Origin of the sequence: Planococcus donghaensis (assembly GCF_001687665.2) — a bacterium.
Lineage (GTDB): Bacteria > Bacillota > Bacilli > Bacillales_A > Planococcaceae > Planococcus > Planococcus donghaensis.
The window spans coordinates 3,112,065-3,138,540 of record NZ_CP016543.2 but is presented as its reverse complement, the minus strand read 5'-3'; the positions used below and the strand labels follow the sequence as shown (position 1 = coordinate 3,138,540).

Genomic DNA, 26,476 nt, shown 5'->3' with positions numbered 1-26,476 from the left:
ATGGCCAATTCTACAACTTTAAATGCATCCGAAACACTTAGCCATCTGCCATCCGTCCCGGATGAAGAAAAAGTAAATCAACTACTCGCAAATGAATTGCAAAGTTTCAACAAAAAAATCATTGTGCTAGATGACGATCCGACAGGCGTTCAAACCGTACACGGCATTTCGGTTTACACAGATTGGACAGCTGAAAGCATAGAAGCAGGTTTTGCTGAAGAAAACTCGATGTTTTTTATCTTAACCAACTCAAGAGGGTTTACAGCTGCGGAAACAAAAGTCGCACACGAAGAAATAGCGAAGACGATTCTTCAAACGGCGGAGCAACAACAAAAAGACTATATGATCATTAGTCGTGGGGACTCGACATTACGTGGTCATTATCCGCTTGAAACAGAAGTATTAAAAAATACGATAGAAGCGCAATCAAATCGTCTATTTGATGGAGAAGTGATTATGCCGTTTTTCAAAGAAGGCGGACGTTTCACAATCGAAAATATTCATTACGTGCAAGATGAAGATCAATTAATTCCGGCAGGGGAAACCGAATTTGCAAAAGATCGCACATTTGGTTATGCGTCTTCGCATCTTGGAGAATGGGCAGAAGAAAAGTCAGCTGGTGCCTTTAAAGCATCCGATGCGACATATCTTTCTTTAGAAGACATACGGGGTCTCGAAATTGACCGTCTGGTAGAGCAGCTTATGGCAGTAGAAGACTTTAACAAAGTAATTGTCAATGCGACACACTATGTGGACGTGAAAGTTGTCGTAATCGCTCTTATTCTCGCGATGAAAGCAGGAAAGAATTTTATGTTCCGAAGTGCTGCCGCATTAACGAAAATTATTGGCGGTATTGAAGACAAAGCGCTTTTAACAGGAGACGAATTGGTAAAAGATCATTCTGGAAATGGCGGGTTAATAATGATTGGCTCCCATGTGAAAAAAACAACCGAACAGTTTAACGTACTGCAAACATGCAAGTTTATAGAATTTATCGAGTTCGATGTTCATTTAGTATTAGATCCAGAGAAGTTTGAAACCGAAATTCAACGAGTCATTCAAAAAAGCGAACAACTGATTCAAAAAGGAAAGACGGTTGCCGTATATACGAAGCGGGAGCGGCTCGATCTTGGTGAAGATAAAAAAGAAGAAGAGTTGTTGTTGTCTGTGAAAATTTCGGATGCTGTCACAAGTATCGTTAAAAACATTCAAACAAGACCGAGCTTTATTATTGCCAAAGGGGGCATTACCTCTAGTGATATTGGAACGAATGGACTTGGCGTAAAGCGAGCAACAGTTGCCGGCCAAATCAAGCCAGGAATTCCGGTATGGCTGACTGGCAGTGAAAGTAAGTTTCCAGGCTTAGCTTATGTTATTTTCCCAGGGAATGTCGGTTCGAAAACAACCTTAAAAGAAGTAGCTGAACTATTGCACCAATAAATTGAATGTTCATACGTATGGCAAGCAAATACAAGGAGAAGGTGGACTGTGAATGTTACTAAATACAAAAGATATTCTTTTAACAGCTCAAAAAGAACAGTACGGCGTAGCCGCTTTTAATGTTTACAGTCTTGAGACTTTGCAGGCAGTCATTCGCGTAGCAGAAGCAGAAAATCATCCAGTAATTATTGCGTTAGGCGAAAGATACTTCGATACGGTAGACGTAGAGGGCTTTGCCGCTTTAACCAAAGTCTTGGCTGAAAAATCGGCCATTCCGATTGCGCTTCACTTAGATCATGCTTATCAAAAAAAATCAGTTATTCGAGCGATCAACTGTGGATTTACTTCGGTGATGTTTGATGGTTCTAAACACAATCTTGAAAAAAATATAAGCTACACAAAAGAAATCGTAAAAATTGCCCATATGGCAGGAGTTAGTGTAGAAGCTGAAATTGGATCAGTTGCGCGTGGTGCGTTTTCAGATGAAGAAGACGGCGATGGCACATTGACCAATCCACAGGATGCTAAGAAGTTTGTAGAAGAAACAGGCGTTGATTTTTTGGCAGCCGCGATTGGTACGGTTCACGGCATGTATACAGGGGAGCCGAATATTAACTTAGCGCTGTTAGAAGAAATTCAACAGTCTGTCAGCATCCCGTTAGTTTTACACGGGGGTTCTGGGACGCCAGAACATGTGATGAAAAGAGCAGTTGAAAAAGGAATTTGCAAAGTGAATGTTAATACAGAAGTCTCGATGGCCGCGACTTCTTACCTCAAGCAAGTTTTGAAAGAGGAAGAAACAATGCATCTCTCAGATGTCATGGCAGGTATGCAACAAGCAATAGAGCCGGTAATAGCGAAATTTATCCAAGTGCTCAAAAAATAACAACCCGAGTGAAAATCCTTTTCTCACGAGCAGAAGCCATAGCGCGCATGCCTCAGAAGATAAGGGTTAAATTCAATGAAACCGTTATCATTTTTTTAACTGTAGTTTCACTAGCTATACCTCATAAAAACTGAATTGAAAAGGGAGAGGTTTCCATGATTACTGGTAATTTGTTGATTTTGATTTTTGTTCTATCACTGGCTATTTTGTTTTTTGCAATTCTTAAGCTGAAAATCGAACCGTTTCTCGCGTTAATCACAATCGCTATTTTAACTGCATTATCTATTGGCATGCCTTTAAAAGAAGTCGCTTCGACTGTTACAGCAGGATTCGGAAATACGCTCGCGGGTGTCGGGATCTTAATTGGTCTTGGCGTGATTTTTGGTCAATTTTTAGGTGCATCAGGTGCGGTTGAAAAAATTGCACAAGCTGTCTTAAATGTATTTGGGATTAAACGATCTTCCGCAGGTCTAGCATTAACAGGTACAGCTGTTTCGATTCCAGTATTTTTTGACGCCGCATTTGTTATTTTAAGTGGGTTGATTCGTTCGCTTGCTACAAAAACAGGCATTTCGGTCGTTAGCTTTGTAACGGCACTTGGTGTCGGCTTGATCGTGTCACATAATATGATTGCTCCAACTCCAGGGCCACTGGTGGTTGCAGAAAATACAGGGGCAGAACTTGGTCTCTTTATCATCTACGGCATTATCGTCGCCATTCCAGCTACGTTAGTTGGAGGTTACTTATACGGGATGTTTATTGGAAAGCGCATTAAACATTCAGGAGAAGTAGAAGAAATTGTCATCGAAAAAGCAGATTTACCGAAAAAAGAAATTAGCACAGGCTTAAGCTTCATGATGTTAGCTTTACCAATCGTTTTAATCTTAACAAATACAGTTTCTCAACTATTGTTGCCGGGTACCGCAATTGCCAGTTTCTTCGGTTTTGTTGGAGAGAAAAACGTAGCACTTTTAATCAGTGTGTTCGCAGCCATTATCTTTTTACGCCCGTACATCGCAATTCCAAACAATCGTTTGTATTCTGACGCGATCAACTCAGCAGGAATGATCATTTTGATCACCGGTGCAGGTGGTGCGTTCGGTGCAGTTATTAACAGCAGTGGAATTGGCGATCACTTGATTGCGACAATGCAAAGTTGGAGCATTCCAGTTCTGTTACTAGCATTTATCTTTTCTCAAATTTTGCGTGCTTCACTTGGTTCAGCAACGGTGGCACTGGTTACGACATCGAGTATTCTTGGACCAATGGTCGGGGAACTTGGCGTTTCGCCAATTCTACTAGGTCTTGCAATTTGTGCGGGGGGTATTGGTCTATCACTGCCAAACGATTCCGGCTTTTGGGTCGTTAACCGTTTTGGTAAGCTGACAATTCCACAAACTCTACTAGCATGGACAGGTGGAGGATTTGTTGCAGGCGTGACTGCTTTAATCACGGTGTTTATCTTAAACTTGTTTGCGGGAATATTGCCAGGACTTTAAGGGTGAATAAAGAAATACTTTAGCTAAATGAAACCAGCCACAAAATTTCTTTTAAAGAGAATTTTGTGGCTGGTTTTTCGTTTTTTGCTAGATAAAAATTAAAAAGTTGTAAATCCTGTGAAAGTTAGTATTTTCGGAGTCTAAACATGAAGAATAAGTCTATTCTTCAGGCTTTTTTAATAACTTTCATAAATTGAATAAAAGATAAATAAAATACGAAGAGCGAAAAGTTTTCTAAATATTTAAAAAAATAAGTGCTTTTCATTGCATCTTCTTTTTATCGGTGTATAATGGGCCGTGAACAAATAAACAATTAATTAGTAAAAAAATCAAAAATATAATAAATATCATACATAAGGTAAAATTCATAGATATATTTGGTAGTTTAATTTCTTATTTCTGGTGTTCATAAGGGTACTTCAATGACGACTAATGTAGCCATGCGATTTAAGATTTGCTGAAATACAGTTAGCAGCGCAGAGACATTAAAGTCGTATATGATAAAGGATTTATTGAATTATCACATTGAATTCGAAGGACAAAGAGAATTAAATAACTCATCTCAAATAATAGAAAAACCTTACGCTAAAAATACTTTCGTAACTCCTTTTTTAATCAGTGGTTTAAATTAATTTAACGTGTGTTAGCCGCATTTATCAAATGCTACGTTAAATATAGGATAGGTTTTACAAAAGTTTAAAATTATCAAGAAAGGGAGTGAAAAGTATATGGGAGATTATAGAAACACGAAAGAAGAGCTGTTACAAAAAGTCACTTTAACTGAGATTAGGGGAATCCCTCTTCAAAAAGAGCCGTATAAAGGTTGGTTTCCTATTCGGCCATTTCCTAACTGTATATGCGTGACAGAACCATGCCCTTGTGACAAGTTAGAAGACATAATTATATGGCTTCCGACTGGGACAAAACAAGAGGGTACGGGTAAAAGACATGGAGATGCTGAAATTTTATCATATCAAGTGGATAAAGATTTGAAAATCTTAGTAGAGCCATTGGTTCCAATTACCGTTGGCAGACTACAAGATATGCAGGATTTGACTAACAATGATCAAGGGAAAGTTACCACAATGTACAAAAAAAGTGGGAAGTCAAGTGGCAAACCAAGTGTAGGAGGTTTATTGATTGGTGCTTTTGAGCTTGGTTGGGCGATTGGCACAAAAATTGACGAGGAGACAGATCTTTCTGACAAAATTGCTGATTGGTTAGATGATTTATTTTAATGCATAATTAAGATGCTCTTGCATGGGTAATTTAATAGTCTAAAAAAACAGAGACCACTAACCAAATGAGTTAGTGGTCTCTTAAATTACTTTAATCTATCGACTTCTGCTATATAGTAGAGTCTTATCGCCCGAATGCACGATTGTAATAATAAGTCTAATTGATTTTAATATTAATTTCCTTTTTATTTAAATATAAAATTAATAAAAATAAGCTAGTTAGCAAAAATTATTTTAACTGCTCACATAAAGCCGTAATCTGTTGGTCATTCCGTGCAATCAAATCTTTTGCTAAACCAACCAACGCATAAAAGTTCTCATCGGAAGAATCATCCAATTTGTCACTTACTGTATCTAAATCTGTTTGAAAACGGTAATATCGCTCAAAACCTTCTTGATGGGGCAAAAGATTTCTGAGCTGATAATCAACCGTGTCACTGACTCCATCAAATACAACATTCAATAACGGACCGGCCCATTCGGCAAGACCCCAATCTTTTGCATCTTTATATAAAATGGGATCTTGCTGTTCGCCTGTTCCTAAAGAAACGACTAAAAAATTTTCTTCATTCAAATAAGTGCATTTAGCTTCAACGTATGCACACATAGCAGGGTTGTTTGCAAAAACACCACCATCGATAAAACTAAATGTGTCGTGCATTTTGATTTGCTTTGGTTCGAAATAGGTTGGAGCTGCGGAAGTCGCTCTCGCAACGTCCTTCATATAGGCATCTCGATTTTGTTGATCTTTCATTTTGGCTTTCCTACTTTTAAAAAACCAAGAAGTACGGGTTTCAATTTCGTAACTCGTGATAATGACATCCGTCAAAGCTTCAGAAAGTTTTGCGTCACCAAAATATTTCTCAAATACAGATTCAGCTCCTGTGGAAGGGTACCGCTCATCCAAAAGTCCACCAAGTGAAAGGAGTCGGTGTTGAAACGAATTAGCAAAAATTACTTTACGTTCATTTTCATACAACTGCACCAGTTCCAGTGCCGTATACATGGTCGTCGCATTTTTGTTTGGGCTCACAAGACCCAAAGTAAGAAGTCCGCCCGTCGATGTACCCGCAATTAAGTCAAAAAGCTCAGAGATGGGTTTGCCTGTACGTTTTTCAATTTCCGCTAAGACAAGTGCAGGAATGACGCCGCGAACGCCTCCGCCATCAATAGAGAGTATTTTCTTCATGGTTACTCCTCCTTTTCGAAGTGCAGATAACCAAAATTCCATAACTGACTTGATAGCTTCTTAATTTCTACTCGGAAATTGCATACCGCGCTTATAAATAGTTAGGGGGATTATACAATAAATTCATCAAAATGTCATTTAATTATCATTTTATTCTGTTAATTAAGACAACTATAAGAATTTATAAAATAAGAAAGAACGTATAAGAGTAGTTGTCGAATGAAAATAGCCACAAAATCTCTTAAGAAGAGGTATCTGTGGCTGTTTTGAATGGGAATCTCTTTATAGAAAATTTGATTGACCTCTGAAAAATTTCGTTCGCTAGTAAATGAGTTGATTTGGACAGTATTCAGTTCAATTTGGACAGTATTTAAGACAAATCGGACAGTATTTCGACTAATTCGGACAGTATATCCAAATATATGGAAAAAACTTCGTGATACAAGTACAAATAATTAATATCGTAGCGGCATCGCCAGGAATTCATTCGCTATTTAAAGTCATTAGTAAAAGAATTACAAAACCCAAAATCCTTCTATATTCAACTCGCAAATATAGGCATAAGAAATAAAAAATCACGCTATTTTTCAAAACTCATTTATTGGATAAGAGCTTTTGATCCACTATTAGTCGGGTGACACTCACTCATCCGCAACCCCAAGCGTCATCCCACCATCAACAACAATCTCCGTGCCCGTGCAATAAGAGCTGTCGTCAGAAGCGAGAAAGGCGACTGCTTTTGCGATTTCAATGGGTTGGCCAATACGCCCTAATGGAACAGAATCGTAAAAGGCAGGAACTTCTTTTCCGCCAGTAGCCATGTCCGTTTCGATTCCGCCTGGGTGGACCATATTTACGCGGATTCCGAGTGAACCGAGTTCAATAGCGGCCACTTTAGATATGGCCACGACAGATGCTTTTGTTGCTGCATAAGCGGCGGATTTCGCAATAGGGGAAAATGCAGAAATCGAGATGTTGTTGACAATCGAACCTTTTCGCTGCTTTTCCATTTGCGGAAGTACCGCTTGCATGCCAAGAAAAACACCGAGTTGGTTAACGCTGATCAATTGTTGGAAATCATCAAGCGTTGTCTCTCGAAACGATTTGCGCGTCAGTGCGCCAGCATTATTCACTAACACATCCAGTTTGCCGAATTTGTTGACCATCGTTTCAACCGCTGATTGCCACTCCGGCTCTTTTGTAACATCTAACTGAACCGGGAAGGCACGTTCGCCAATCATCTCAGCGACTCTTTTCGCTTCGTCGTAATTCCGAGCACCAACTCCGACTACGGCGCCTAATGTAGTAAGGTGCTCGGCAATTGCCTTTCCTTGACCGCGATTAGCTCCAGTGACAAGAATGACGTTATTCGTTAAATTAGTCATGAAACCACTCCTCTTTAAAAGTTCGTTAATGATGGCCACAATATAAAAAAGTTATTCTGAAACTTCAAGTTCAAAATACTTTCCAATTTCAGAAGAACAGCCACTTAGGCGGTATATTCTTCCGTTTTCACTTTGTTCACTGTCTAGGTTTTCGCAAGTCCCACTTTGTGTTCCTTTATTTAAACCTCCATGTTCATCATGAGAATTATCGTACGTATACGTAATATTTTCGCCATTATAATCTAACGTATCAAAAATTGGATCGCCTTCTGTCGTTCTTTGAACAATACGGATTTTATCTTCTTTTCCATTTTTAAGATTTTCGATAAATGCTTCAAATTTCTCCGAATTAGTTATGATTTCCCCTTGCTCGAATTCAATATCGCTATCCTTAACTGGGTTACACGCACTTAAGAAAATGACCAATAAAATTACCGATAAACTTTTTCGCAATACCGTAACCTCCTTTTGAATAGGGGGTAGATTTCCCACCTTTAGTAAAAATTGAACCGTTTTTTAATGCCTATAACCTTAGTACGAGTCAGCTTTGCTTTTGTTTCACTGTTTTTAGTAAAGAACAAATATAAATAAGAGGAAAATAGAAAACACACACTCGATGAAAGAGGTTTGGAAAAGTATTGATTTCTTCAATTTTTTCACCAAATTTTATGTGTAAAAGTAGAGATTAAATGATATGATAGGAACGTACGTTCTTTTTGGCGGGAGTTTTGAATACTACGAATACAAAAAGCAAATCAGGCATTCAAGAAATACAAGTTGATGCTTGTCACGAAATGAATTTGATCAAAACATGTATGTATTAAAAGGAGAGTCGAACCATGAAAACTACAGGAATCGTGAGAAACACCGACCCACTGGGACGCATCGTCATTCCGAAAGAATTGAGAAGAGGAATGGAGATAAACGTTGGAGATCCAGTAGAGGTTTTAGTAGAAGAAGACGTGATTATGTTAAGGAAATCCCAAGCTGTGGGTGCTTGTTTAGTAACAGGTGAAGTGTTAGCAGAAAATAAAGAATTTGCGCCGGGGCTCACATTAAGTCTAGAGGGCGCGCGCGTTCTCTTGCATGAGCTGCAAAACAAAAAAAGCGAATCTTAGATAAAACGACTTAAAAAAAGTTGCGGCATTCACTTCCATACAAAAAAGTGAAAAAGAGTCGCCAGGAGTGCACCACTTGGTGACTCTTTTTCAAAAGATGCACTTAACAATGCTACTCATGTGCAAAAAAGTTATTTTAACTGTTTTTTCATGTATCGCTTTTTCTAACACTTGGATCAGCCGTTTAAGAAAGAAGTCGCTACACCATTTTCATTCAACAATCTTTTTTGCGTCTGTCACGCCAATTCTCTCTTGTTAACTTCATATTAATCGAATCAATCCAGTTGCCTTCGAACTCCAAATCGTTTTTATCAATGCCATATTGTACAAAGCCTAGCTTTTTGTAAACATGTTTGGCTCTTGGGTTAAAATCGAAGACGCTTAAAGTTAGTTGGGTGAGTGTCGTATTTTCAAATACATAATCAATGATCAGTTGAGTGGCTTCTGTTCCGAATCCTTGATTTCTTCCTCTTGGACCAATGAGAATTCTGAAATTCATGCTGTGATTTTCTTCATCGTATGCATTAATCACCACTTCTCCGACTAAAAAGTCATTAGACGAGTCCACAATCGCAAGATCCAACCGATCCGTCTGGCTATTTCTCGTTTTGTACCAATGGCGAGTCACTTCCTGATTAAAATCGGAATTGCTTCCTGTCAGTTTTAATACTTCGGGATCTTTTAAACATTCCTCTATAAAAGGGAAATCCTCATCCTTAAACGGTCTAAGAATTACTTTTTCGCCTACGAGTAGTGGTTTATCTCCTAGATAGATCATTCTATTTACACATCCTTTCTTTAGTTAGTTTCACTTCACATTCACAGTTCTACTTTCGGACTCTTTCCACAAATGTTGGAGAAATGGCAGCGCGACTCAGTCAGAAGAATGCTGTAGTTGGGTTGTAAAAAAGTTGCACCGTTATGCCCCGTTGGATATGATGTTTAAAGGAATCTTCCTATACTTATTATTCCTTGAATAGTACTCACCTTTTTTTATTTTTGGAAGCTATGATTAAGAAGAGAAGCTCTATTTAAGAAGTGCTTATCAAAAGATATAAGAATGATGAGGTGAATGCTTTCAACTAACGAGTGAAACTTATTTAATTGTATTTTAATTTGTTTTAGTAAAAGCTGAATTAGCAAATAGTATAGTAGGGGTGATGAATGGTGAGTAATCCAAACGAAAGCTTAAATCAAAAAGTGAAATTAGATGATGTTGCTACCGAAGCTGGAGTCTCTAAGACAACTGTCTCAAGGGTGTTAAACAATCGGGGATATATAAGCGAAAAAACAAGAAAGAAAGTACATGAAGCAGTGGAACTGTTAAATTATCATCCAAATGAAATTGCGAGGTCCCTCTTTATTAATAAGACCTTTATCATTGGCCTTATTTTTCCAACTACAAGCAATCCTTTTTATGGACAATTGATTTTCCATTTAGAAAACACATGTGAATCTTTAGGCTATAAAGTATTATTATGCAACAGTCAAGGTCGTGAAGATAAAGAAAAGAGTTACTTGGAGATGTTGCAAAGACACCAGGTGGATGGAATTATAGCAGGGTCTCATAACCGAGGGATTTTAGAATATGACAACCCAAATCTCCCGTTGGTAGGTATTGATCGTTATTTATCTAAAAATACTCCCGTTGTATCCGGTGATAATTATGATGGCGGGAAAAAGGCTACCCAATTATTAATTGATAAAGGTTGTAAAAAGATTATTCATATAAACGGTTCTCCTTCTTTGGAAACCCCTGCGAATTTAAGAAGAGAAGCGTATGAAGATACAATGAGAGAAAATCAGTATCTTCCTCAGAGTTACATAATGGGGGGAAATGTTATAGAAACTATTTTTGATGAGAATCTCAACATGGATGGGATTTTTGCAAGTGATGATCTGATAGCATCAAGTGTGATAAAAGAAGCAAAGAAAAGAAACATAAATATACCCGGTGATTTGAAAGTGGTTGGTTATGATGGTTCAGAAGTAACTAGAATGTTGTTACCGGAACTAACTACGATTCAGCAACCAGTAAAAGAAATAGCAGAGTTAGCGGTAGAACTGTTATTAAAGCAAATTAATGGTGAGAGGGAATCGGAAATGGAATGGAAGCTCCCGGTCAAGTTAATTGAAAGTGAAACAACATAAAACAAAAGATTAGTCAATATTTAAAATTTTTTGTTTTTTTATGATAACCGGTTGACATAAAAAAGGGATTTACTTATAATCAGATTCATAAGACGATATGTCAACCGGTTAACATATTCAAAAAAAGCTCGGTCTTTTGTTATTTTAACCGTTTATGAAAGCGTTAACTTGCTCATCGCCAATGGAATTTTAAACTGTGTTTATTTATGAAACATAAGAAGGAGGAAGGGATCGTGGCTAAAGCAGTATTTGAGAAAACAGTTCAAGCAACAAAAAGCAAAGAAAGCCATAAAAACTACATCAAAAATAATTTCCTTTTGTATTTATTTTTGCTGCCAGCAGTTGTGCTAGTGTTCGTGTTCAATTACATACCAATGTATGGGGTTACAATTGCTTTCAAAGATTTTAGTCCGATCAAAGGGATTATGGGGAGTGAATGGGTTGGTTTCGACCATTTCATTAATTTCTTACAGTCGCCTAACTTTCAACAAATATTTACAAATACGATAAAGTTGAGTGCTTTTGAATTGCTCATCGGCTTTCCCATTCCAATTATTTTGGCACTGATGTTAAATCAGCTGAGGAGAGCCAAAGTTAAAAAGCATATCCAATTAATTATTTATGCACCATATTTTCTTTCTACAGTCGTCATATCGGGGATGTTATTCATCTTTCTATCTCCCGCAGGACCGATTAATGAATTTTTGACTTTGTTTCGAGATGAGCCAGTGTCCTTTTTAACAGACCCATCGTATTTTAGAAGCGTATTCATTGCATCTAGTGTTTGGCAAGTAGCAGGTTTTTCATCCATTATTTATGTTGCTGCACTTTCGAATGTTGATCCTCAACTTCATGATGCTGCTACGATTGATGGTGCTTCCCTTTTTCAAAGAATTATTCATATTGATCTGCAAGTGCTTAAACCGACTATAGCGGTCCTGTTTATTTTAGCAATCGGTGGGATCATGGGGATTGGTTTTGAAAAAGCATACTTACTTCAAACCGATATGAACCTACCTGCTTCAGAAATTATTGATACGTATGTATATAAAAGAGGTTTACAAGCAGGGGATTGGTCATTTGGAGCTGCTGTAGGATTATTCAATTCGGTTATTAGTTTGCTTCTTCTAGTAATTGCTAATACTGTTGTCAAAAAACTAAATGGTGAAACACTTTACTAGAAGGGAGCACAATCAATGAAATCCAAAATTGACCTTGTAAATAATTCTAAAGCAGATAGAATGCTTCTCTTGATTAACAAAATCATTTTAATTTTAATGGTGCTCATTATTACGGTTCCACTTTTGTATGTGTTGTTCGGCTCGTTTCTTCATCCCAATGTATTGCTGACAAAAGGGATGTCATTTAATCCCGATGACTGGACGCTGGATAGTTATAGAAGAATATTTGAAGACGGCACCATCGTCAGAGGGTTTCTTAACTCGATTCTCTATGCAGGTGGATTTTCTATCGTTTCTGTTTTATTTTCAGTTCTTGCTGGATACGCTTTATCCGTAGACAACTTAGTTGGAAAAAAATACTTTATGCTCTTCTTTATTGTAACCATGTTCTTCAATGGGGGAATGATCCCTACATACTTACTCATTAAAGAGTTAGGCATGATCAATACACCTTGGGCAATCATATTGCCAGGGGCTGTAAGTGTGTGGAATATTATCCTTTCTAGAACTTATTTTAAAGGGTTACCGAATGAACTGAAGGAAGCAGCAAGAATTGATGGTGCTTCAGATTTCAAAATATTTTTAACGATTATTTTGCCGCTGTCTAAGCCGATTATCTTTGTATTAGCTTTATATGCTTTTATAGGTCAGTGGAACTCTTATTTCAATGCAATGATTTATCTCGAAGATCAATCACTTTATCCGTTGCAGCTAGTGTTACGTGAAATTCTGATCCAGAACGAAGTACAGCCGGGGATGATTGCAGATCAGCTTGCAAGAGCCGAGATTCAAAAAATTGCCGAAATGATAAAGTATTCTTCTATTGTAGTTTCAAGCTTACCACTATTGATTATGTATCCTTTTTTCCAAAAGTATTTCGAAAAAGGTGTAATGGTCGGCTCATTAAAATAAAGAAAGCGGGGAATCATTATGAAAAAAGCATTAAAAGCAGTTTCATCGCTGCTGATTATCGGAGCAGTAGTTTCAGGGTGTAGCGGCAATGACAAAAATACTTGGTCAGAGGATTATGGACTTTCGGACGTTGAATTTCCTTTAGAGGAAAAAGTGACCCTAAAAATCATGACACAAAGTTCTCCGTTAGCACCTGAAGACCCAAATGAAAAGTTGATTAATCAGCGATTAGAAGAGGAAACAAACGTTCATATTGAATGGAGAAACTTTACAGGGGAAACATTTGGAGAGAAAAGAAATCTAGCAATGACTAGTGGAGATATGCCAGATGCAATTAATAATGCTGGTTACAGTGACTATGAATTATTAAATTTGGCAGAAGATGGTGCTATTATTCCTCTGAACGATTTAATAGACAGTCATATGCCTAATCTGCAAGCAGTTCTAGAAGAAGTTCCAGAATATAGAGAGATGATGACTGCCCCAGACGGAAATATCTATGCATTTCCTTGGATAGAAGAACTGGGTCAAGGAAAAGAAAGTATTCACTCTGTAGATAATTTCCCGTGGATAAACGTCACATGGTTAAAAGAACTGGGCTTAGAAATGCCTACAACAACGCAAGAACTAAAAGAAGTGTTAATCGCTTTTAAAGAGAATGACCTTGCAGGTAACGGACAAACAATTCCGATGTCATTTATTATCAATGACGGAGGACAGGATCCTGGATTCTTATTCGGCTCTTTTGGTCTAGGTGATAATTGGGATCACACCGTTGTGACAAATGATGGAGAAGTTAAATTGACATCTAGCGAAGCTGGATACAAAGAAGCTATCAAATTTATGAATGAATTGCACAAGGAAGAGCTAATTGATATCGAAGCCTTTGAACAAGAGTGGTCTACGTATGTAGCTAAAGGCCAAGAGGGACGATATGGAATGTACTTTACATGGGATAAAGCCAATATTTCAGGTATGAATGACGACTATGAACTTATGCCACCTTTGGAAGGGCCGAATGGTCAAAAAAATGTCGCTAGAACAAATGGTTTAGGTTTTGATCGTTCAAAAATGGTGATCACTGGTGCCAATCAAAATCTTGAATTAACGGCAAAATGGGTAGATGAATTTTATGCCCCTCACCAATCTGTACAAAACAACTGGGGGACGTATGGAGACGAAGACATGCAGAATATCTTTGAATTTGATAAAGAGGAAGATATGTTAAAACACCTCAGTCTTGAAGGAACTGCACCTGTTGAATTACGAGAAAGAACTTCAGTTGGCGGCCCGTTGGCGATTTTGGACAGCTATTATGGAAAAGTAACAACAAAGCCCGATGATGCTGCTTGGAGATTGGATTTAATGAAAGAAGTAATGGTTCCACATATGAAGGCGGATAATATATACCCAAAAGTGTTTTTCAGTCTAGAAGAATTAGAGCGTCTATCTACAATCGAAGCAGATTTGATACCGTATATTCAACGGAAAAAAGCTGAATGGATTGCAAAGGGAACGGTAGAAGAAGAATGGGACGAGTACTTGACGGAGCTAGATCGTCTTGGGTTACAAGAATGGTTAGAAATTAAACAAAAAGGTTATGATCGAACTGATAGCTAATGGGGGAGAACCAATTGATAAAACAAGAATTGCTACAATACAGACCTAGTTTGCACTTTGCAACGAAGAAAAATTGGTTAAACGATCCAAACGGATTAGTCTATTTTAAAGGTGAATATCATTTGTTTTTTCAACATAATCCGAATGACAATATATGGGGACCTATGCACTGGGGGCATGCTGTCAGCAAGGACTTGATTACTTGGGAAGAACTTGAAATAGCATTATATCCCGATGAGAACGGAACTATTTTCTCTGGAAGTATAGTAGTAGATTGGAATAATACGACAGGGTTCTTTCCAGATGAACCAGGCTTAGTAGCCATTTTTACACATCACCAAGATGGCAGTGCTGAAATAGCACAAAAACAAACACAAAGTCTAGCGTATAGCAAAGACGATGGCAGAACGTGGGTGAAGTATGAAGGCAATCCTGTACTTTCTCATGCGACAAAAAGTGATTTCAGAGATCCTAAAGTTTTTCACCACATCGAAACAGGTAAATGGATTATGTCATTAGCAACAGGTCAATCTATTTCTTTTTATTCCTCATCAAATTTAATAGATTGGGAATTTGAAAGTGAGTTTGGGGATAATTGCGGATCCCATGATGGGGTATGGGAATGTCCTGACCTATTTAAACTAAAGGTAGAAGATACAGGAGAAGAAAAGTGGGTTTTGATAGTCAGCATTGGAGACAATGGAATATCAACAATGGGTTCGCGCACACAGTATTTTGTGGGTACGTTTAATGGTTCTGTCTTTACGCCGGAACATGAGGACATTAGGTGGCTAGACCATGGAAGAGACAATTATGCAGGTGTAAGTTTTTCGGATATCCCGGAGGAAGATGGACGGCGAATTTACTTGGGATGGATGAGCAACTGGAGATATGCCAATGTGGTTCCGACGGATGGATGGAGAAATCAGATGACGATTCCGCGAGAACTTTACCTTCGGAACATAGAAGGCAGCTATAAAGTTATTCAATATCCGGTAGAAGAGTTAACTTCTTATTTTGAAATAAGTGAAGCCATTAAAGATTGTGAAGTAAACCCTTCTAATTCAAAGAAATTTGAAGTGAATGAGCGATATGTGGACTTGTTTTTGGATATCAATAATGAGGCGGATCGGTTTGGTGTGGCGTTGAATCATACGTCAACCCACATCACCACCATCGAGTATGATGCAATAAATCAAGTGATCTTATTAAAAAGAAGAAATTCTGGAAATGTGGAGTTTTCCGAAATGTTTTCGACCGATCAAGAACTTGAAATGAGTGAGAGAAATCATATTCAATTACGCGTGATTATTGAAAAGTATTCCATTGAAATCTTTATCAATGATGGCACGTATGCCATTACAAGTTTAGTATATCCGGATGAAACTTGTGAAAGCATAATACTTTATAGTCAAGGTGGACGTATGATTGTTGAGGATGGTTATGTAGCAATTCCCGCTAAAAATGTAACGGGATAATCATGAAGTTAAATAGTGTTTGGTTACCTAAAAAAGAGGAAACATTTGATTGTTTCCTCTTTTTAAAGTTTAAGAAGAGAATAATTGGTACATTGACGAGGGGAGTAAAGGTATGAGTAAAAATACATCCGTAGTTTGTATCGGAGAGTTGTTAATCGATTTTTACTGTAAAGATGCAGGCGATCATTTAGTGGACGGAAATATTTTTGAAAAACAGGCTGGCGGAGCACCTGCTAATGTATGTGCGACCATTGTAAAGTTAGGTGGAACTGCTTTATTCTGTGGGAAAGTAGGAAACGATCCGTTTGGGGAATTTCTGAAAAACACGTTGGAAGCTATAAATGTCGATACTTCTATGCTGGTAGTTGATGATAGTCACCCGACTACATTAGCCTTTGTTTCGTTGATGGAAAGTGGAGAAAGAGATTTTGTTTTTAACAGAGGCGCCGATGCATTTTTAAAAGAAGAAGAGTTGGATAAGACGAAATTACAACAATCTGCTATTCTTCATTTTGGATCTGCAACTGCTTTACTAGAAGGACCGTTTCAATCTACATATTTAAATACTATGAAGTTGGCAAAGGAAAATGGACAATTTGTTTCGTTTGATCCCAATTACAGATCCGATCTTTGGAAAAACAATAAACCTAGTTTTATAGAGCTAGCAAAACAAGGGATTGCAATAGCTGATTTTGTGAAAGTCAGTCAAGAAGAATTAGAGATTATTACTGGTACAAAAGATTTTAGCAAAGGGATTCAACTTCTACACCAAATGGGAGCAAGCTTAATTGCACTTACCCTTGGCAAGGAAGGAACGTTAATTTCGAATGACGATAAGCAAGAAGTCATTCCAAGTATTACAATAGATTCTATAGATACGACGGGTGCGGGAGATGCGTTTGTGGGTGCAATGCTCTACCAGTTGGCTAAAGAAAAAGATGTGAAAAAAACGCTAGAGAATTTTGAGGAGATCAAAAAAATAACTTCTATAAGCAATAAAGTTGGGGCGATTGTTTGTACTAGAATAGGGGCAATTTCTGCTATTCCAACTTTAGACGAAGTCATCTAATATAGAGAATAACATCAGCTGAAGATTTAATTTTGCCGGCTTAAATGGGGGTCCAGGTAATTATGTATGGAACACAATGGTACATGCGAATAGGGAATCTTGGATTTAATTTAGTATTGTTAAATTTTTTATGGATTGTGTTTTCTTTTTTCGGTTTGTTTATAGTAGGGATTTTCCCTGCAACTGCAGCGTTATTTGCGGTTATGAGGCTTATTATCATGGAGTCAGACAGTAGTTCCATCACAAAATTATTTTGGACCAAATTTAAATCGGAATTCGTAGCAGCCAATATTGTAGGCTATATTATGTTGTTTATTGGACTAGTATTATATGCAGATTTTAAAGCATTACATTATATAAATCAGGATACACTTTATACAATTCTGATGAGTGCCACTATGGTTGTTATATTCGTATATCTTCTTAGTTTAATGTATATCTTCTCTGTATTTGTTCACTACGATTTAAAGCTTTCACAGTATCCAAAACATGCATTTATCCTTGTTATTGCCCGCCCCTTGCATACTTTGATCATGGCAATTAGTATAGGGGCTATCTCATTTTTATATCTACAATTACCCGTGTTGCTATTTCTATTTGGAATAAGTTTAATTAGTTTTGTATTGATGAAATTCTCCTATTTGTCTTTTTCAAAGAAAGAAGTTTAATAGGCATTCACGATTCAACAAAGAAGTAATTGAACATTAGCATAGAAACACAATAGGAATGACCAGAACTTTATGGAGAGACCTCGAGCACGATTTTATAAAAGGACTGAAGTAAAAAAATAAAGCCGCAATCAAAAACAAGTAAGTTTTTGATTGCGGCTTTATTCGTTCGAAAAAGTAGAGTGCTATTCGCAAGTTAAAAAATCACTCGCCGACCATACCATCATTGTCGTTATCTCGCATATGCGGGTATAACCAATGATCACGCATGATTGGCATACTAAAGCCGGCTGCTTTGGCTTCTGCTATCGTTACTTGTCCATTGCCGTTTGTATCTACACTCGAAACATCTTCGGTTGTCGTTGGACTACTGGACTCTGTCGGCTCGCTTTGGGTTAAACCGAGCGATGCATTTAGTTCATCAGGGTTTATGTTATCAAAAGTATCAACAACTTCGTTCCCCATTATCGTATACGTATATTGATAACTTGAAGGAATCTGCGTTTCTGTATCCGCATAGGTGATGATTGCTTCAAAATGGGTCGCACCACCTGCTTTGCGAATCGCATCTTCCATATAGGCTTGATCGCCATGTCGGTTGAGCGTACTTTCTTGTGGCGTGATATTATAAGCGTTCGATACCCCACCAAGCGAATCGGCAAGTACGTGTCCTTCATCTAACACATCACTTTCCACACCCGGAACTTTGGCTTCATCCGAATAATATCGGCCAGACGCCAATACAGGTTCATTATCGTCATCTTGCAAAACGATTTCGTCCGCTACAACCCGTTCTAATTGGCCGTATTCGTTCGTGAACGCCCAATATTCCCGGTCACCAAACCCGACTTCGACGACTACGTTTGCCTCGCGATGTCCGGATTGATCTCCGCCATCGACTTCGATGAGTCTGTATCCGGCGAATAAGTCATTGTTTTGTTTTGCTAAAGCTTCCTCTTCTGCAATTTTTTCTTTAGCCAAACGTTCTTCTTCTTGCTCTTTCAAAAGCTCCTCAGCTTTTTCTTTTTCTTCTTTCTCAGCTAAGAGACGTGCTTCTTCTTTTTTCTTTTCTTCGGCAGCCTGCTTTTCAGCATTTTCCTGAGCTAGAAGTTCTTCCTTTTCTTTCTCTGAATCCGCTACTGTAGGCTCACTTTCAACTTCTTCTGTAGTCTGTACTTCTTCGATCGTAAAGCCCAGGCCAATAAAAGAACCAACCATGATTGCAAATGAAACCCCTGTAGCTAAACCTGCTTGTTTTGTCGTCCATCCCTTTTTAAATATTGAACTGACCAGTAGCATCACGATACTAGCGACTAAAGCCACTAAGGCAACAAATAGTAATAAACCAAAAACGATATCCATTTAAAAATCCCCCTATTATTTCTCTATAAATCTTTCTCTCTAATTTCTAGTCCAAAATATACCATGTAATAAGGGGGGAATGTAAGGAAATAACAATATTTTATTTGGTAATAAATTGGACGCTCTTTATTCTCATTGAATCCGGATGACATCAGTGAGAGATATTGGGGGATGAAATCCTGAATTTTGATATCCGGCCTTTATCGAAACGTAGCCCTAAAACGTTGTTTGATTTAGTGTTGACGTACCAGCTATTCATCAAAAGTGCATGACGAAAAAGCGACCCTCAATCAGGTTAACTGATTTGGAGGGTCGCTTCTGTATGTTTATAAGAGCGGATTTGCATAATTCATGGTGAATCCATTCATCATCAGACAATCTCAAACTTCTTTTATCCGTACTTACTCATTCTTCTGGCAGCAAGACAATTTTCCCTAGTTTTCCTGATTTCTTAAAGTACACTTGAGCTTCTGGAGCTTGTTCGAGAGGGAAAGTCCGGTCGATGACGGGTTTGATTTTGCCTTCTGAAATGGCTTTGAGCATCCGTTTGAATTCTTCTATCGTGCCCAAAACAGATCCGTAAAGCGTAAGGTGTTTTAAGTACAAGGTTCTAAAGTCCAGGTTTGTGTGTTGTCCACCTGCAGAGCCAGAAGTACAAAATTTCCCGCCTTTTTTCAAGACTTGAAGAGAAGTGGAGAACAAGGCGTCGCCAACAACATCTAAGACTGAATCCACGGGGCCGCCATTTACCTCGAGTATGTCTTCGGCGAGGTTCGGTGATTTATAAGACAAGACGTGTGTTGCCCCCAGCTTTTTTACTCGGTCGGTTAAAGCTAGGTCGCCAACGATCGCAATGACCTTCGCGCCAAATACGTTAGAGGCAATTTGGACGTTTAACGATCCAACCCCTCCGTTTGCGCCAGTCACCACAATGGTCTCACCAGAATGAGCTTGAATTTGTTCTGCCATATGCCAGGCAGTCATCCCACTAACAGAAAAAACAGCACTTTCTGTGTAGTCCGCGAGCGGCATATCAAAACAAAGGTCAGCCGGCCAGACTACGTATTCCGCATATCCACCATCATATTCCGACCCGATAAATGACATGTCTTCTGAGATATGTTCCGTTCCTTCCTGTCCACTCGAGGTGAAGGGGAATATGACAACATCTTTTCCAATCATGGATTTGTCTACGCGTTTTCCTGCTTTTACGATTGTGCCTGCTATATCTGAACCGGGTGTTCTCGGAAAGTGAACACCTTCTGGGCGCCATCCGGACTTCGCGTCAGTCCCATAAGCTCCTTCTCTCATCCAAATTTCCGTATTATTAATGGCGCAAGCTTTTACTTTGATGAGCACGTCGTTGTCTCCAGGTTCTGGAATCGGCAGTTCCACCAGCTTGAGCTTGTCTACATCACCATATCCTGTCACTTGAATAGCTTTCATCGGGTTGCCACCTTTCTGTTGTTTGGTTTTGTTGAATAGCATTTGGGCTTGTCTTTTCATTGCCAATCCTAGATTAACGATAAAGCAGGACAATACGAGAGTCTACCTATATATTCCCAGAGTTGTCTGTGGCTAGACCTTTCTAAATCCTATAGGTGTAAATTGAAAGGGGACGGTAGAACTGCAGAATCAAGTGGATTTAACAGATTGTCGGATTGAAACCGTCATCGAAGCATTTGTTGAAGAAAAGGATTTCCAAGGAGCTAAAGGTTTTCTTGAAAAACACAGTTTAACCGAGGAAGCATGGATGAGCCAGGTGCTCGAAGCCGAAAAGAAGGCACTCGCGTTAAAGGAATGGCGAACAGAGAAACAGCAAATTGAAGAAGCGTTAGCCAAAGAAAAAGATAAAAAAGCAGTAAAGAAATATGAAGCACGCTTAAAAGAACTCAATCAAGCAGTCGAAGAAAGTGTGAAGGCAGAGTAAGGGGGGAAATCGTGCATACAAAACGAATTAACAACGCAGGACGTTTGGTTATACCAAAAGAAATTCTGGATATTTTTCAGTTGCATGAGGGCGACCAAGTCGACATCACACACAATGAACGCCAAATCATCATTGAACCTCATCGTCAGCGATACGTGTGCGCTGTAACGGGAAAAGTTGCCGATGAAGCCATTCGAATTGGCGAAGCGTGGATTAGTAAAGAAGGATTGAAACAAATTGTGCAGTACATGAGTAGTGAATAATGAACGTACGCTGTGACGGTACTTGAAGATTGTCTTGAAAAAAGAGTGAACTGAATACCCATGTAGTAAGATCCGAAGAGTGAATTCATTCTTTGGGTCTTTTTTTATTTAAAAACCCATGCTTAGAAATAGAATTTAAGCGGTATATTAAGAACGTATGTTCTTATTTTTGGGAGGTGATTGCATGAAACGGAATAAACACATGAAACACGTGGGCGAAATCAAAGACCGTGGAATCATTAAGTGGCAAGGGATGTTTTTGACCGACCATGTCGAACTGATTAAAGCATGGCGAGGAAAAGAAGAAAAGGTAGCGAAGCCAGATTTAACCGAAATGGATTTGCAACTGATCCAAGAAGAAATGGAACTGGCGATGAAAAGAAAGTGTTCGATTTGCATTCAAACGTGGAGAGAAGGGGAATTTCATGATCATGAAGGAGTCATTATCGACATCGATTTTCGAAATCAAGTATTAATTTATGCGGAGGTCAACAAAAGAAGAAGCGTCTCAGTTCGTGAAGTCGTCTCCATTTCAGCTATCGATTAGAGAAGAGACAATTTACAAGAAATAACTTTTTAAAAGTATTGATTAATCTTTGCTATTAAATCCCCCCAAAAGTTAGGTTTGAATTCTAACTTCTGGGGTGCACCACCGAGCTACTCTTCTCTAAATACCCAACAGGATTTGAACTTGTCTCTTCAATCTAATTATTTCGTAGTTAACATTGTACAAATCCAATTACTTCGTTGTTGCGATAGGCTAAGAAAATAGTGGAGTCGTCCTAAATAATAAGCTGATTCATTTCTTGAACAAATTCCTCTAATGTATGATCTGGCCATAGTAATAAAGCGAGCTTTGAAGCTTCTTCTGCCTGTAAATCATAAAATCTTCCAATAATAACCTTTAAAATAAATAATTTAAACTAAATAAGTTATATTCTTTGTTTTAGTTTAAGGAGAAAAATAGTAAGCTAGAAAAGGAACGAAGTCCCAAAAATACATTTTAGGTGGTTATTATGAAGAAGATTATCGTTGTAGTATTCTGTATGCTAATAGTAGCAGGGTGCGGATCAGTAGAAACAGTGTCAAATCAAATTGAGGTTGAAGAACAGGAAGAAAAAACACTGCTTAATGAAAAAAGTCTGGATATTGACTTGAAGACTTCGGAGTTTAACAAAGAAGAAAATTCATTGCATATTGAATACGAAACAGCATTGCCTGAAGGCACAATAGTAGAAATAATATTGAATAGTGGTCACCCAGACAGCTGGGGAGAAAAATATGACGTACTTGATGAGTATGTAGAGCGATTGTCTTATAAAGAAGTAGAGACAACAGTAACAGGTGGACTGATAAGTTATACATTCGATGACGCCCATTTCAATAGTTTGCCATTACCTAGCTCTATGATATATACGCTAATAAGAATACCCGTAACAAAAGCGAAAAATTCTTTTATACAAGATGAAATCTCTACGGAAGAAGATTTTAATGAAAAATTCCCTGCATCAACTACTTTTTGGTTCAGTACAGCTGTAGATGGAGTAGGGTATGATTTTAGATTCGATGATAGTTTTGAAGTAAATGAAGCTCATGAAATAGAAGAAGTATACGCATATTATGCAAAGGAAAAAATTCTTTATAAAGAGTTAGAAAAAAACCCTTTTAAATTTAATGAGACTCCTACTTCTTTCACTGGGCAAGTCTTACAAATTCAAGAAGAGGAGGGAGTGAATGAACTAGGTAGAAGTACCACCAACACGTTTCTACGCTTGCAAATTGATGGCCGTCCTGACGAAATATTATATGTGACTTCCCAAAGGTGGGGAGGAATGGAAGGCATTTATGATGGAGATACAATTACTGTTTATGGAGAACTAACAGGATCCAACACATATGAATCAGTAGTAGGACATCAAATTACACTCCCTTCCATGGATGCGGTTATATACCATAAGTAAATTATTTGGCTCATTTGGCTCATATTGTTGGTAAAGAATGATTTGAAGTAAAAAATGGGATTTAAAATTAAAAAGCTATGCCTAAGTTTGATATTCTATCGAGCTCGTTTTTAAATTTGTTCCTCAGTTGGTTAGCGTTGTAGTAGGATGGGAGGAGTCGAATAGACTCTTCCCATTTCTTTTATTTACTTAATCGTCCCAATCAAACATGCAGCTAGAACAGCGATTATTTGTTACTACACCATCGCAAATGTGACATCTGTAAGCATCACCATACAAAGGGTTGCCAGCGTGAATAAAATCTGATGTATCACTAGCAAAGTCGAATTCATTTTTTGAAATCGCTTTTTTAGTTGAATTATAAAAAGTAGAACTTGATTGAGGAGCTATTAACTCTTCAACTGACAATATTAAGTGGTCTTTAAAAATAAGTCCCGGTTCGATTATTTTATTGACAACCAGCCAGGACTTTTTCCCAGGTTGCATATCTAAGTGCCATCGATACTCTATTTGGTCTATATCTCTGCAATGTACTACGTATTCTTTACGCGGCATAAGTAACATATGAATTCCTCCTAAGGATAATTAATTTAGTCATAATATATATAAGACCGGACAACAGAAAAGTCGCCCGATCTCAACAATTTAAGCAAGATAAACCGTACGCACTACGGGAGTATTCCCACTTTTTGAATCAATTATGAAAACAATACCTTCAAATTCCCATTTTTCAATCCCATTTATTCTATAAAGCAGCGTACTAGCTTTTACAGCAGAGCAAATATAAGAACGAATAAAACTTTCGGACTCTTCTGTGACTCTTTCTTGAAAACGTTGAATTGCATGGTTTGTAATTGACATTACGAATTCCTCCTCGATTTTTGTAATAAATAATTTTTAAATCACCCTAAGTCCCCCGGAGGGGCAAAAGAGACTAACATATTTCACTATCCCATCATTTCCCGGAGGAACAAAAAGACTACATATTCATTCTCAAAAAAGTGGATGGATATTGATCATTTCTATAAAGTCATTTGATTCACTTTTTAATGCATTCTTTTTGATTTTCGAAGTTAAAAAATGTGTGCTGTACGCCGATATAGAAGAAAGAAGAGGTTAAATTTTAACCGCGCTGTGAAGAGTTCCATTTCATAATGCTATGGTCGACTAGCTCTTTAAATATGGATGTTAAATGAATGGATGGGACAATCGATGCTAGAGATAAAAGAAAAGTGGTATACCGGATGGGAAAGAGATTTTTCGAAAGAGTATTTAAAAACGTTGAAAACGGAAGCATTAATAGAGAGTTTAGAATTTTTTGACACGTTTATGGAGAGAAGCGAGATTGATTCAGTTTATGAGGTCTTAAATGCTTTACCAGGGCATGGGAAGACAACTGCATTGAAAATATTTATCAAAAAAAATCTGGAAAATCGAAGCTCAGTTAGCGGCTTGATTGTTTTGCGTGAAAAAAAACAAATAAAAGAATTAGCGTCTTTTGCAGAAGGGTATCCAAATGGAGTTTTATATGTGGATAGTGAAAATTACCATCAGGTGAAAGCGTTCATTTCAGACTATCAATTTGTCATCATTACTCATGAACGATTGAAAAATTTAATTTTGAATGAGGGAACAACCAATCACTTGTCAGCATTTAAAGTTTGGAAAGACCGAAAAAGAGTCCTAATTATTGATGAAGCTCCAGTGTTTGTTGACAGTACTACATTCGAATTAGGCAAAGGGTTGGAGTGGCTAGATGATTGTTTCAAAGCCGGTGGCCATATTTTTACTAGTGAACAACAAATCATGATTCGTAGCTTAATTCAAATTCTATTGGCCAGAGAATTTCTGCAAAATAAAGAAGTTAAAACTAAAGCACTGATATCTCACTTAGATAGTGAGATATATCGAGAAGTGCTAATAAAGTTTTTTGAAATAGTAGAAAATCACATGGAAAAGATGAGTAAAGCAGAGAGTATAGGGATTTTTCAGTGGTTTAAGAAATTGGTTTACGTGGATGCGACAGGATACATAGACACAGGTTTTTACTCAGAAAGCTATTCGGATCATAAAAAGATTATTTGTAGCAGGAGAATTGATTATCGAAAGTCAGGCTGTTCAATTCTGATTCTTGATGGAACGGCTTCCCATACGCGAGAAATCTACAATAAAGAATATAGGCTTCATTCCTCGGTCAATCACACGAAGTATGAACGATTAACGATTCACCAACAACGTATAAACACTTCTGCTAGAAAGAGAAGAATCATGAGAGGGTTCTCAACCCAAAAGTTAATAGCAAGTGATATTCAAAAGATACAGCAGAATTTAGGCATTGTACCGTTTCCAATTATGAGTAAATTTGAGATTAAGGAATACGTGAAATTGAACGTGATTAGTAAAGAAAATTTTGAAACCTACTTCCAAATATCTGACTCAGATGATTCTACGTTACCGATTAACTTATTGAATACAGTTGGGAAAAATTACCTGTCAGATCAAAACAGTTTGTACTTAACGTCATTACCCAATAGGACTGCCAGCTATTACAAAGCCATGGCGATTAGCTTATATGAGAACGCGGTTTTGCCACTCGATTTTTCAATGGAAGTGAAAGACAAGAAGAACAAGAACGCTTGGTTTGCTGATGAACGAATTGAAAAAATCTATGAAGAAAGTTTGCGGGCAGAACTGTTTCAAATAATTAGCCGAAGTAATATCCGCAATTTATCGGTTTCATCTGATGAGACCGTGCACATATTCATAGCAACTAATTTTGATCATTTAATTGAAGGAATGATGAAGATGTTTGATGGGAAAGTCAGCTTGATTCAAACGGACGTAGAAAAAGATTCGAAGTTTGAGGCGAGATTAGACGAAAAAGTTAAAGAGGCAGCTGAGAAAATTATAAATGAAAATATTAAGTTGCCCGCAGCAGTAGGGAAAGTTACGAACGGAAGTGCACTGAAGAACTTATTAAATCAACATTGGCATGACCCAAAGAAAAGAAAGATTATCACAGCGGTTTTTCGACGAAATGAACTCGATATTATTGAAAAATCAGTACAAGGTGGGAAAGTGAATAAAGAGGTAATTTATTTTTCAAAGTCATAGGTGATAATAGTG

General features: G+C 37.8%; 25 protein-coding genes. 17 read left to right on the top strand and 8 right to left on the bottom strand.

Going from position 1 to position 26,476, the window contains the following annotated elements:
• The 4 genes from BCM40_RS15340 (at position 1) to BCM40_RS15325 (ending at position 5,063) form a co-directional block, all read left to right on the top strand.
• Entirely contained in the window at positions 1-1,440 is a 1,440-nt protein-coding gene (locus BCM40_RS15340; RefSeq protein ID WP_065525106.1) for a four-carbon acid sugar kinase family protein, read from the top strand.
• Between the two features lie 52 nt (positions 1,441-1,492).
• A complete protein-coding gene (locus tag BCM40_RS15335) occupies positions 1,493-2,326 on the top strand; it encodes a class II fructose-bisphosphate aldolase (protein WP_065525107.1) in 834 nt (277 codons plus the stop codon).
• Positions 2,327-2,481: 155 nt separating this feature from the next.
• Complete coding sequence (locus BCM40_RS15330) at positions 2,482-3,825, top strand: GntP family permease (protein WP_065525108.1); 1,344 nt, start codon at positions 2,482-2,484, stop codon at positions 3,823-3,825.
• Between the two features lie 728 nt (positions 3,826-4,553).
• On the top strand, positions 4,554-5,063 hold the full coding sequence (locus tag BCM40_RS15325; protein WP_065525109.1) for a hypothetical protein: 510 nt from the start codon (positions 4,554-4,556) through the stop codon (positions 5,061-5,063).
• 229 nt (positions 5,064-5,292) lie between these two features.
• On the opposite strand, the gene BCM40_RS15320 is transcribed toward BCM40_RS15325, so the two are convergent.
• The 3 genes from BCM40_RS15320 to BCM40_RS15310 all read right to left on the bottom strand — a co-directional run bounded on the left by BCM40_RS15320 (position 5,293) and on the right by BCM40_RS15310 (position 8,090).
• Entirely contained in the window at positions 5,293-6,252 is a 960-nt protein-coding gene (locus BCM40_RS15320) for a patatin-like phospholipase family protein (protein ID WP_065525110.1), read from the bottom strand.
• A gap of 641 nt (positions 6,253-6,893) precedes the next feature.
• Positions 6,894-7,637, bottom strand: coding sequence for an SDR family NAD(P)-dependent oxidoreductase (locus BCM40_RS15315; RefSeq protein ID WP_065525111.1), 744 nt, complete (start codon positions 7,635-7,637; stop codon positions 6,894-6,896).
• A 51-nt stretch (positions 7,638-7,688) separates the two neighbouring features.
• Complete coding sequence (locus BCM40_RS15310) at positions 7,689-8,090, bottom strand: DUF4362 domain-containing protein (RefSeq protein WP_065525112.1); 402 nt, start codon at positions 8,088-8,090, stop codon at positions 7,689-7,691.
• Positions 8,091-8,476: 386 nt separating this feature from the next.
• On the opposite strand from BCM40_RS15310, the gene BCM40_RS15305 reads away from it, so the two are divergent.
• Positions 8,477-8,755, top strand: a complete 279-nt coding sequence (locus tag BCM40_RS15305; RefSeq protein WP_065525113.1) for an AbrB/MazE/SpoVT family DNA-binding domain-containing protein — start codon at positions 8,477-8,479, stop codon at positions 8,753-8,755.
• A 214-nt stretch (positions 8,756-8,969) separates the two neighbouring features.
• Here the strand turns inward: BCM40_RS15305 and BCM40_RS15300 are convergent, their stop codons facing one another.
• On the bottom strand, positions 8,970-9,533 hold the full coding sequence (locus BCM40_RS15300) for a GNAT family N-acetyltransferase (protein ID WP_065525114.1): 564 nt from the start codon (positions 9,531-9,533) through the stop codon (positions 8,970-8,972).
• 389 nt (positions 9,534-9,922) lie between these two features.
• On the opposite strand from BCM40_RS15300, the gene BCM40_RS15295 reads away from it, so the two are divergent.
• The 7 genes from BCM40_RS15295 to BCM40_RS15265 all read left to right on the top strand — a co-directional run bounded on the left by BCM40_RS15295 (position 9,923) and on the right by BCM40_RS15265 (position 17,834).
• Entirely contained in the window at positions 9,923-10,906 is a 984-nt protein-coding gene (locus BCM40_RS15295) for a LacI family DNA-binding transcriptional regulator (protein ID WP_238323737.1), read from the top strand.
• Positions 10,907-11,205: 299 nt separating this feature from the next.
• Entirely contained in the window at positions 11,206-12,087 is an 882-nt protein-coding gene (locus BCM40_RS15290) for an ABC transporter permease (RefSeq protein ID WP_420330061.1), read from the top strand.
• A 15-nt stretch (positions 12,088-12,102) separates the two neighbouring features.
• Positions 12,103-12,999 (top strand): carbohydrate ABC transporter permease, encoded by an 897-nt coding sequence (locus BCM40_RS15285; protein ID WP_065525117.1) that lies wholly within the window; start codon positions 12,103-12,105, stop codon positions 12,997-12,999.
• A gap of 18 nt (positions 13,000-13,017) precedes the next feature.
• Positions 13,018-14,619 carry an ABC transporter substrate-binding protein gene (locus BCM40_RS15280; protein ID WP_065525118.1) on the top strand — a complete coding sequence of 534 codons (1,602 nt, stop codon included), beginning with the start codon at positions 13,018-13,020 and terminating at the stop codon, positions 14,617-14,619.
• Between the two features lie 14 nt (positions 14,620-14,633).
• On the top strand, positions 14,634-16,097 hold the full coding sequence (locus tag BCM40_RS15275; protein WP_156851314.1) for a glycoside hydrolase family 32 protein: 1,464 nt from the start codon (positions 14,634-14,636) through the stop codon (positions 16,095-16,097).
• A gap of 112 nt (positions 16,098-16,209) precedes the next feature.
• Complete coding sequence (locus BCM40_RS15270) at positions 16,210-17,166, top strand: carbohydrate kinase family protein (protein WP_065525120.1); 957 nt, start codon at positions 16,210-16,212, stop codon at positions 17,164-17,166.
• Positions 17,167-17,228: 62 nt separating this feature from the next.
• Entirely contained in the window at positions 17,229-17,834 is a 606-nt protein-coding gene (locus tag BCM40_RS15265) for a YesL family protein (protein WP_065525121.1), read from the top strand.
• Between the two features lie 204 nt (positions 17,835-18,038).
• Here BCM40_RS15265 and BCM40_RS15260 read toward each other — a convergent pair whose 3' ends face one another.
• Entirely contained in the window at positions 18,039-19,196 is a 1,158-nt protein-coding gene (locus BCM40_RS15260) for a DNA/RNA non-specific endonuclease (RefSeq protein ID WP_065525122.1), read from the bottom strand.
• A 405-nt stretch (positions 19,197-19,601) separates the two neighbouring features.
• Positions 19,602-20,642, bottom strand: coding sequence for a zinc-binding dehydrogenase (locus tag BCM40_RS15255; protein WP_065525123.1), 1,041 nt, complete (start codon positions 20,640-20,642; stop codon positions 19,602-19,604).
• Positions 20,643-20,835: 193 nt separating this feature from the next.
• Between BCM40_RS15255 and BCM40_RS15250 the strand changes: the two genes are divergently transcribed.
• From BCM40_RS15250 to BCM40_RS15235, 4 genes are all read left to right on the top strand, one after another.
• Complete coding sequence (locus BCM40_RS15250) at positions 20,836-21,126, top strand: hypothetical protein (RefSeq protein ID WP_065525124.1); 291 nt, start codon at positions 20,836-20,838, stop codon at positions 21,124-21,126.
• A gap of 11 nt (positions 21,127-21,137) precedes the next feature.
• Positions 21,138-21,389 carry an AbrB/MazE/SpoVT family DNA-binding domain-containing protein gene (locus BCM40_RS15245; RefSeq protein WP_008498882.1) on the top strand — a complete coding sequence of 84 codons (252 nt, stop codon included), beginning with the start codon at positions 21,138-21,140 and terminating at the stop codon, positions 21,387-21,389.
• A 184-nt stretch (positions 21,390-21,573) separates the two neighbouring features.
• The gene (locus BCM40_RS15240) at positions 21,574-21,936 is read left to right on the top strand and encodes a YolD-like family protein (protein WP_065525125.1); all 363 of its coding nucleotides are present in this window, start codon (positions 21,574-21,576) and stop codon (positions 21,934-21,936) included.
• A gap of 469 nt (positions 21,937-22,405) precedes the next feature.
• Positions 22,406-23,350, top strand: a complete 945-nt coding sequence (locus tag BCM40_RS15235; protein WP_065525126.1) for a hypothetical protein — start codon at positions 22,406-22,408, stop codon at positions 23,348-23,350.
• Positions 23,351-23,539: 189 nt separating this feature from the next.
• On the opposite strand, the gene BCM40_RS15230 is transcribed toward BCM40_RS15235, so the two are convergent.
• Together BCM40_RS15230 and BCM40_RS15225 are read right to left on the bottom strand one after the other, a co-directional pair.
• Complete coding sequence (locus BCM40_RS15230; protein WP_065525127.1) at positions 23,540-23,914, bottom strand: hypothetical protein; 375 nt, start codon at positions 23,912-23,914, stop codon at positions 23,540-23,542.
• Positions 23,915-23,995: 81 nt separating this feature from the next.
• Positions 23,996-24,211, bottom strand: coding sequence for a hypothetical protein (locus BCM40_RS15225; RefSeq protein ID WP_065525128.1), 216 nt, complete (start codon positions 24,209-24,211; stop codon positions 23,996-23,998).
• 351 nt (positions 24,212-24,562) lie between these two features.
• Here BCM40_RS15225 and BCM40_RS16535 point away from each other — a divergent pair, with 351 nt between their 5' ends.
• Positions 24,563-26,464: a DEAD/DEAH box helicase family protein gene (locus BCM40_RS16535; RefSeq protein WP_065525129.1), complete on the top strand. Its 1,902-nt coding sequence runs from the start codon at positions 24,563-24,565 to the stop codon at positions 26,462-26,464.
• Positions 26,465-26,476: the final 12 nt, after the last annotated feature.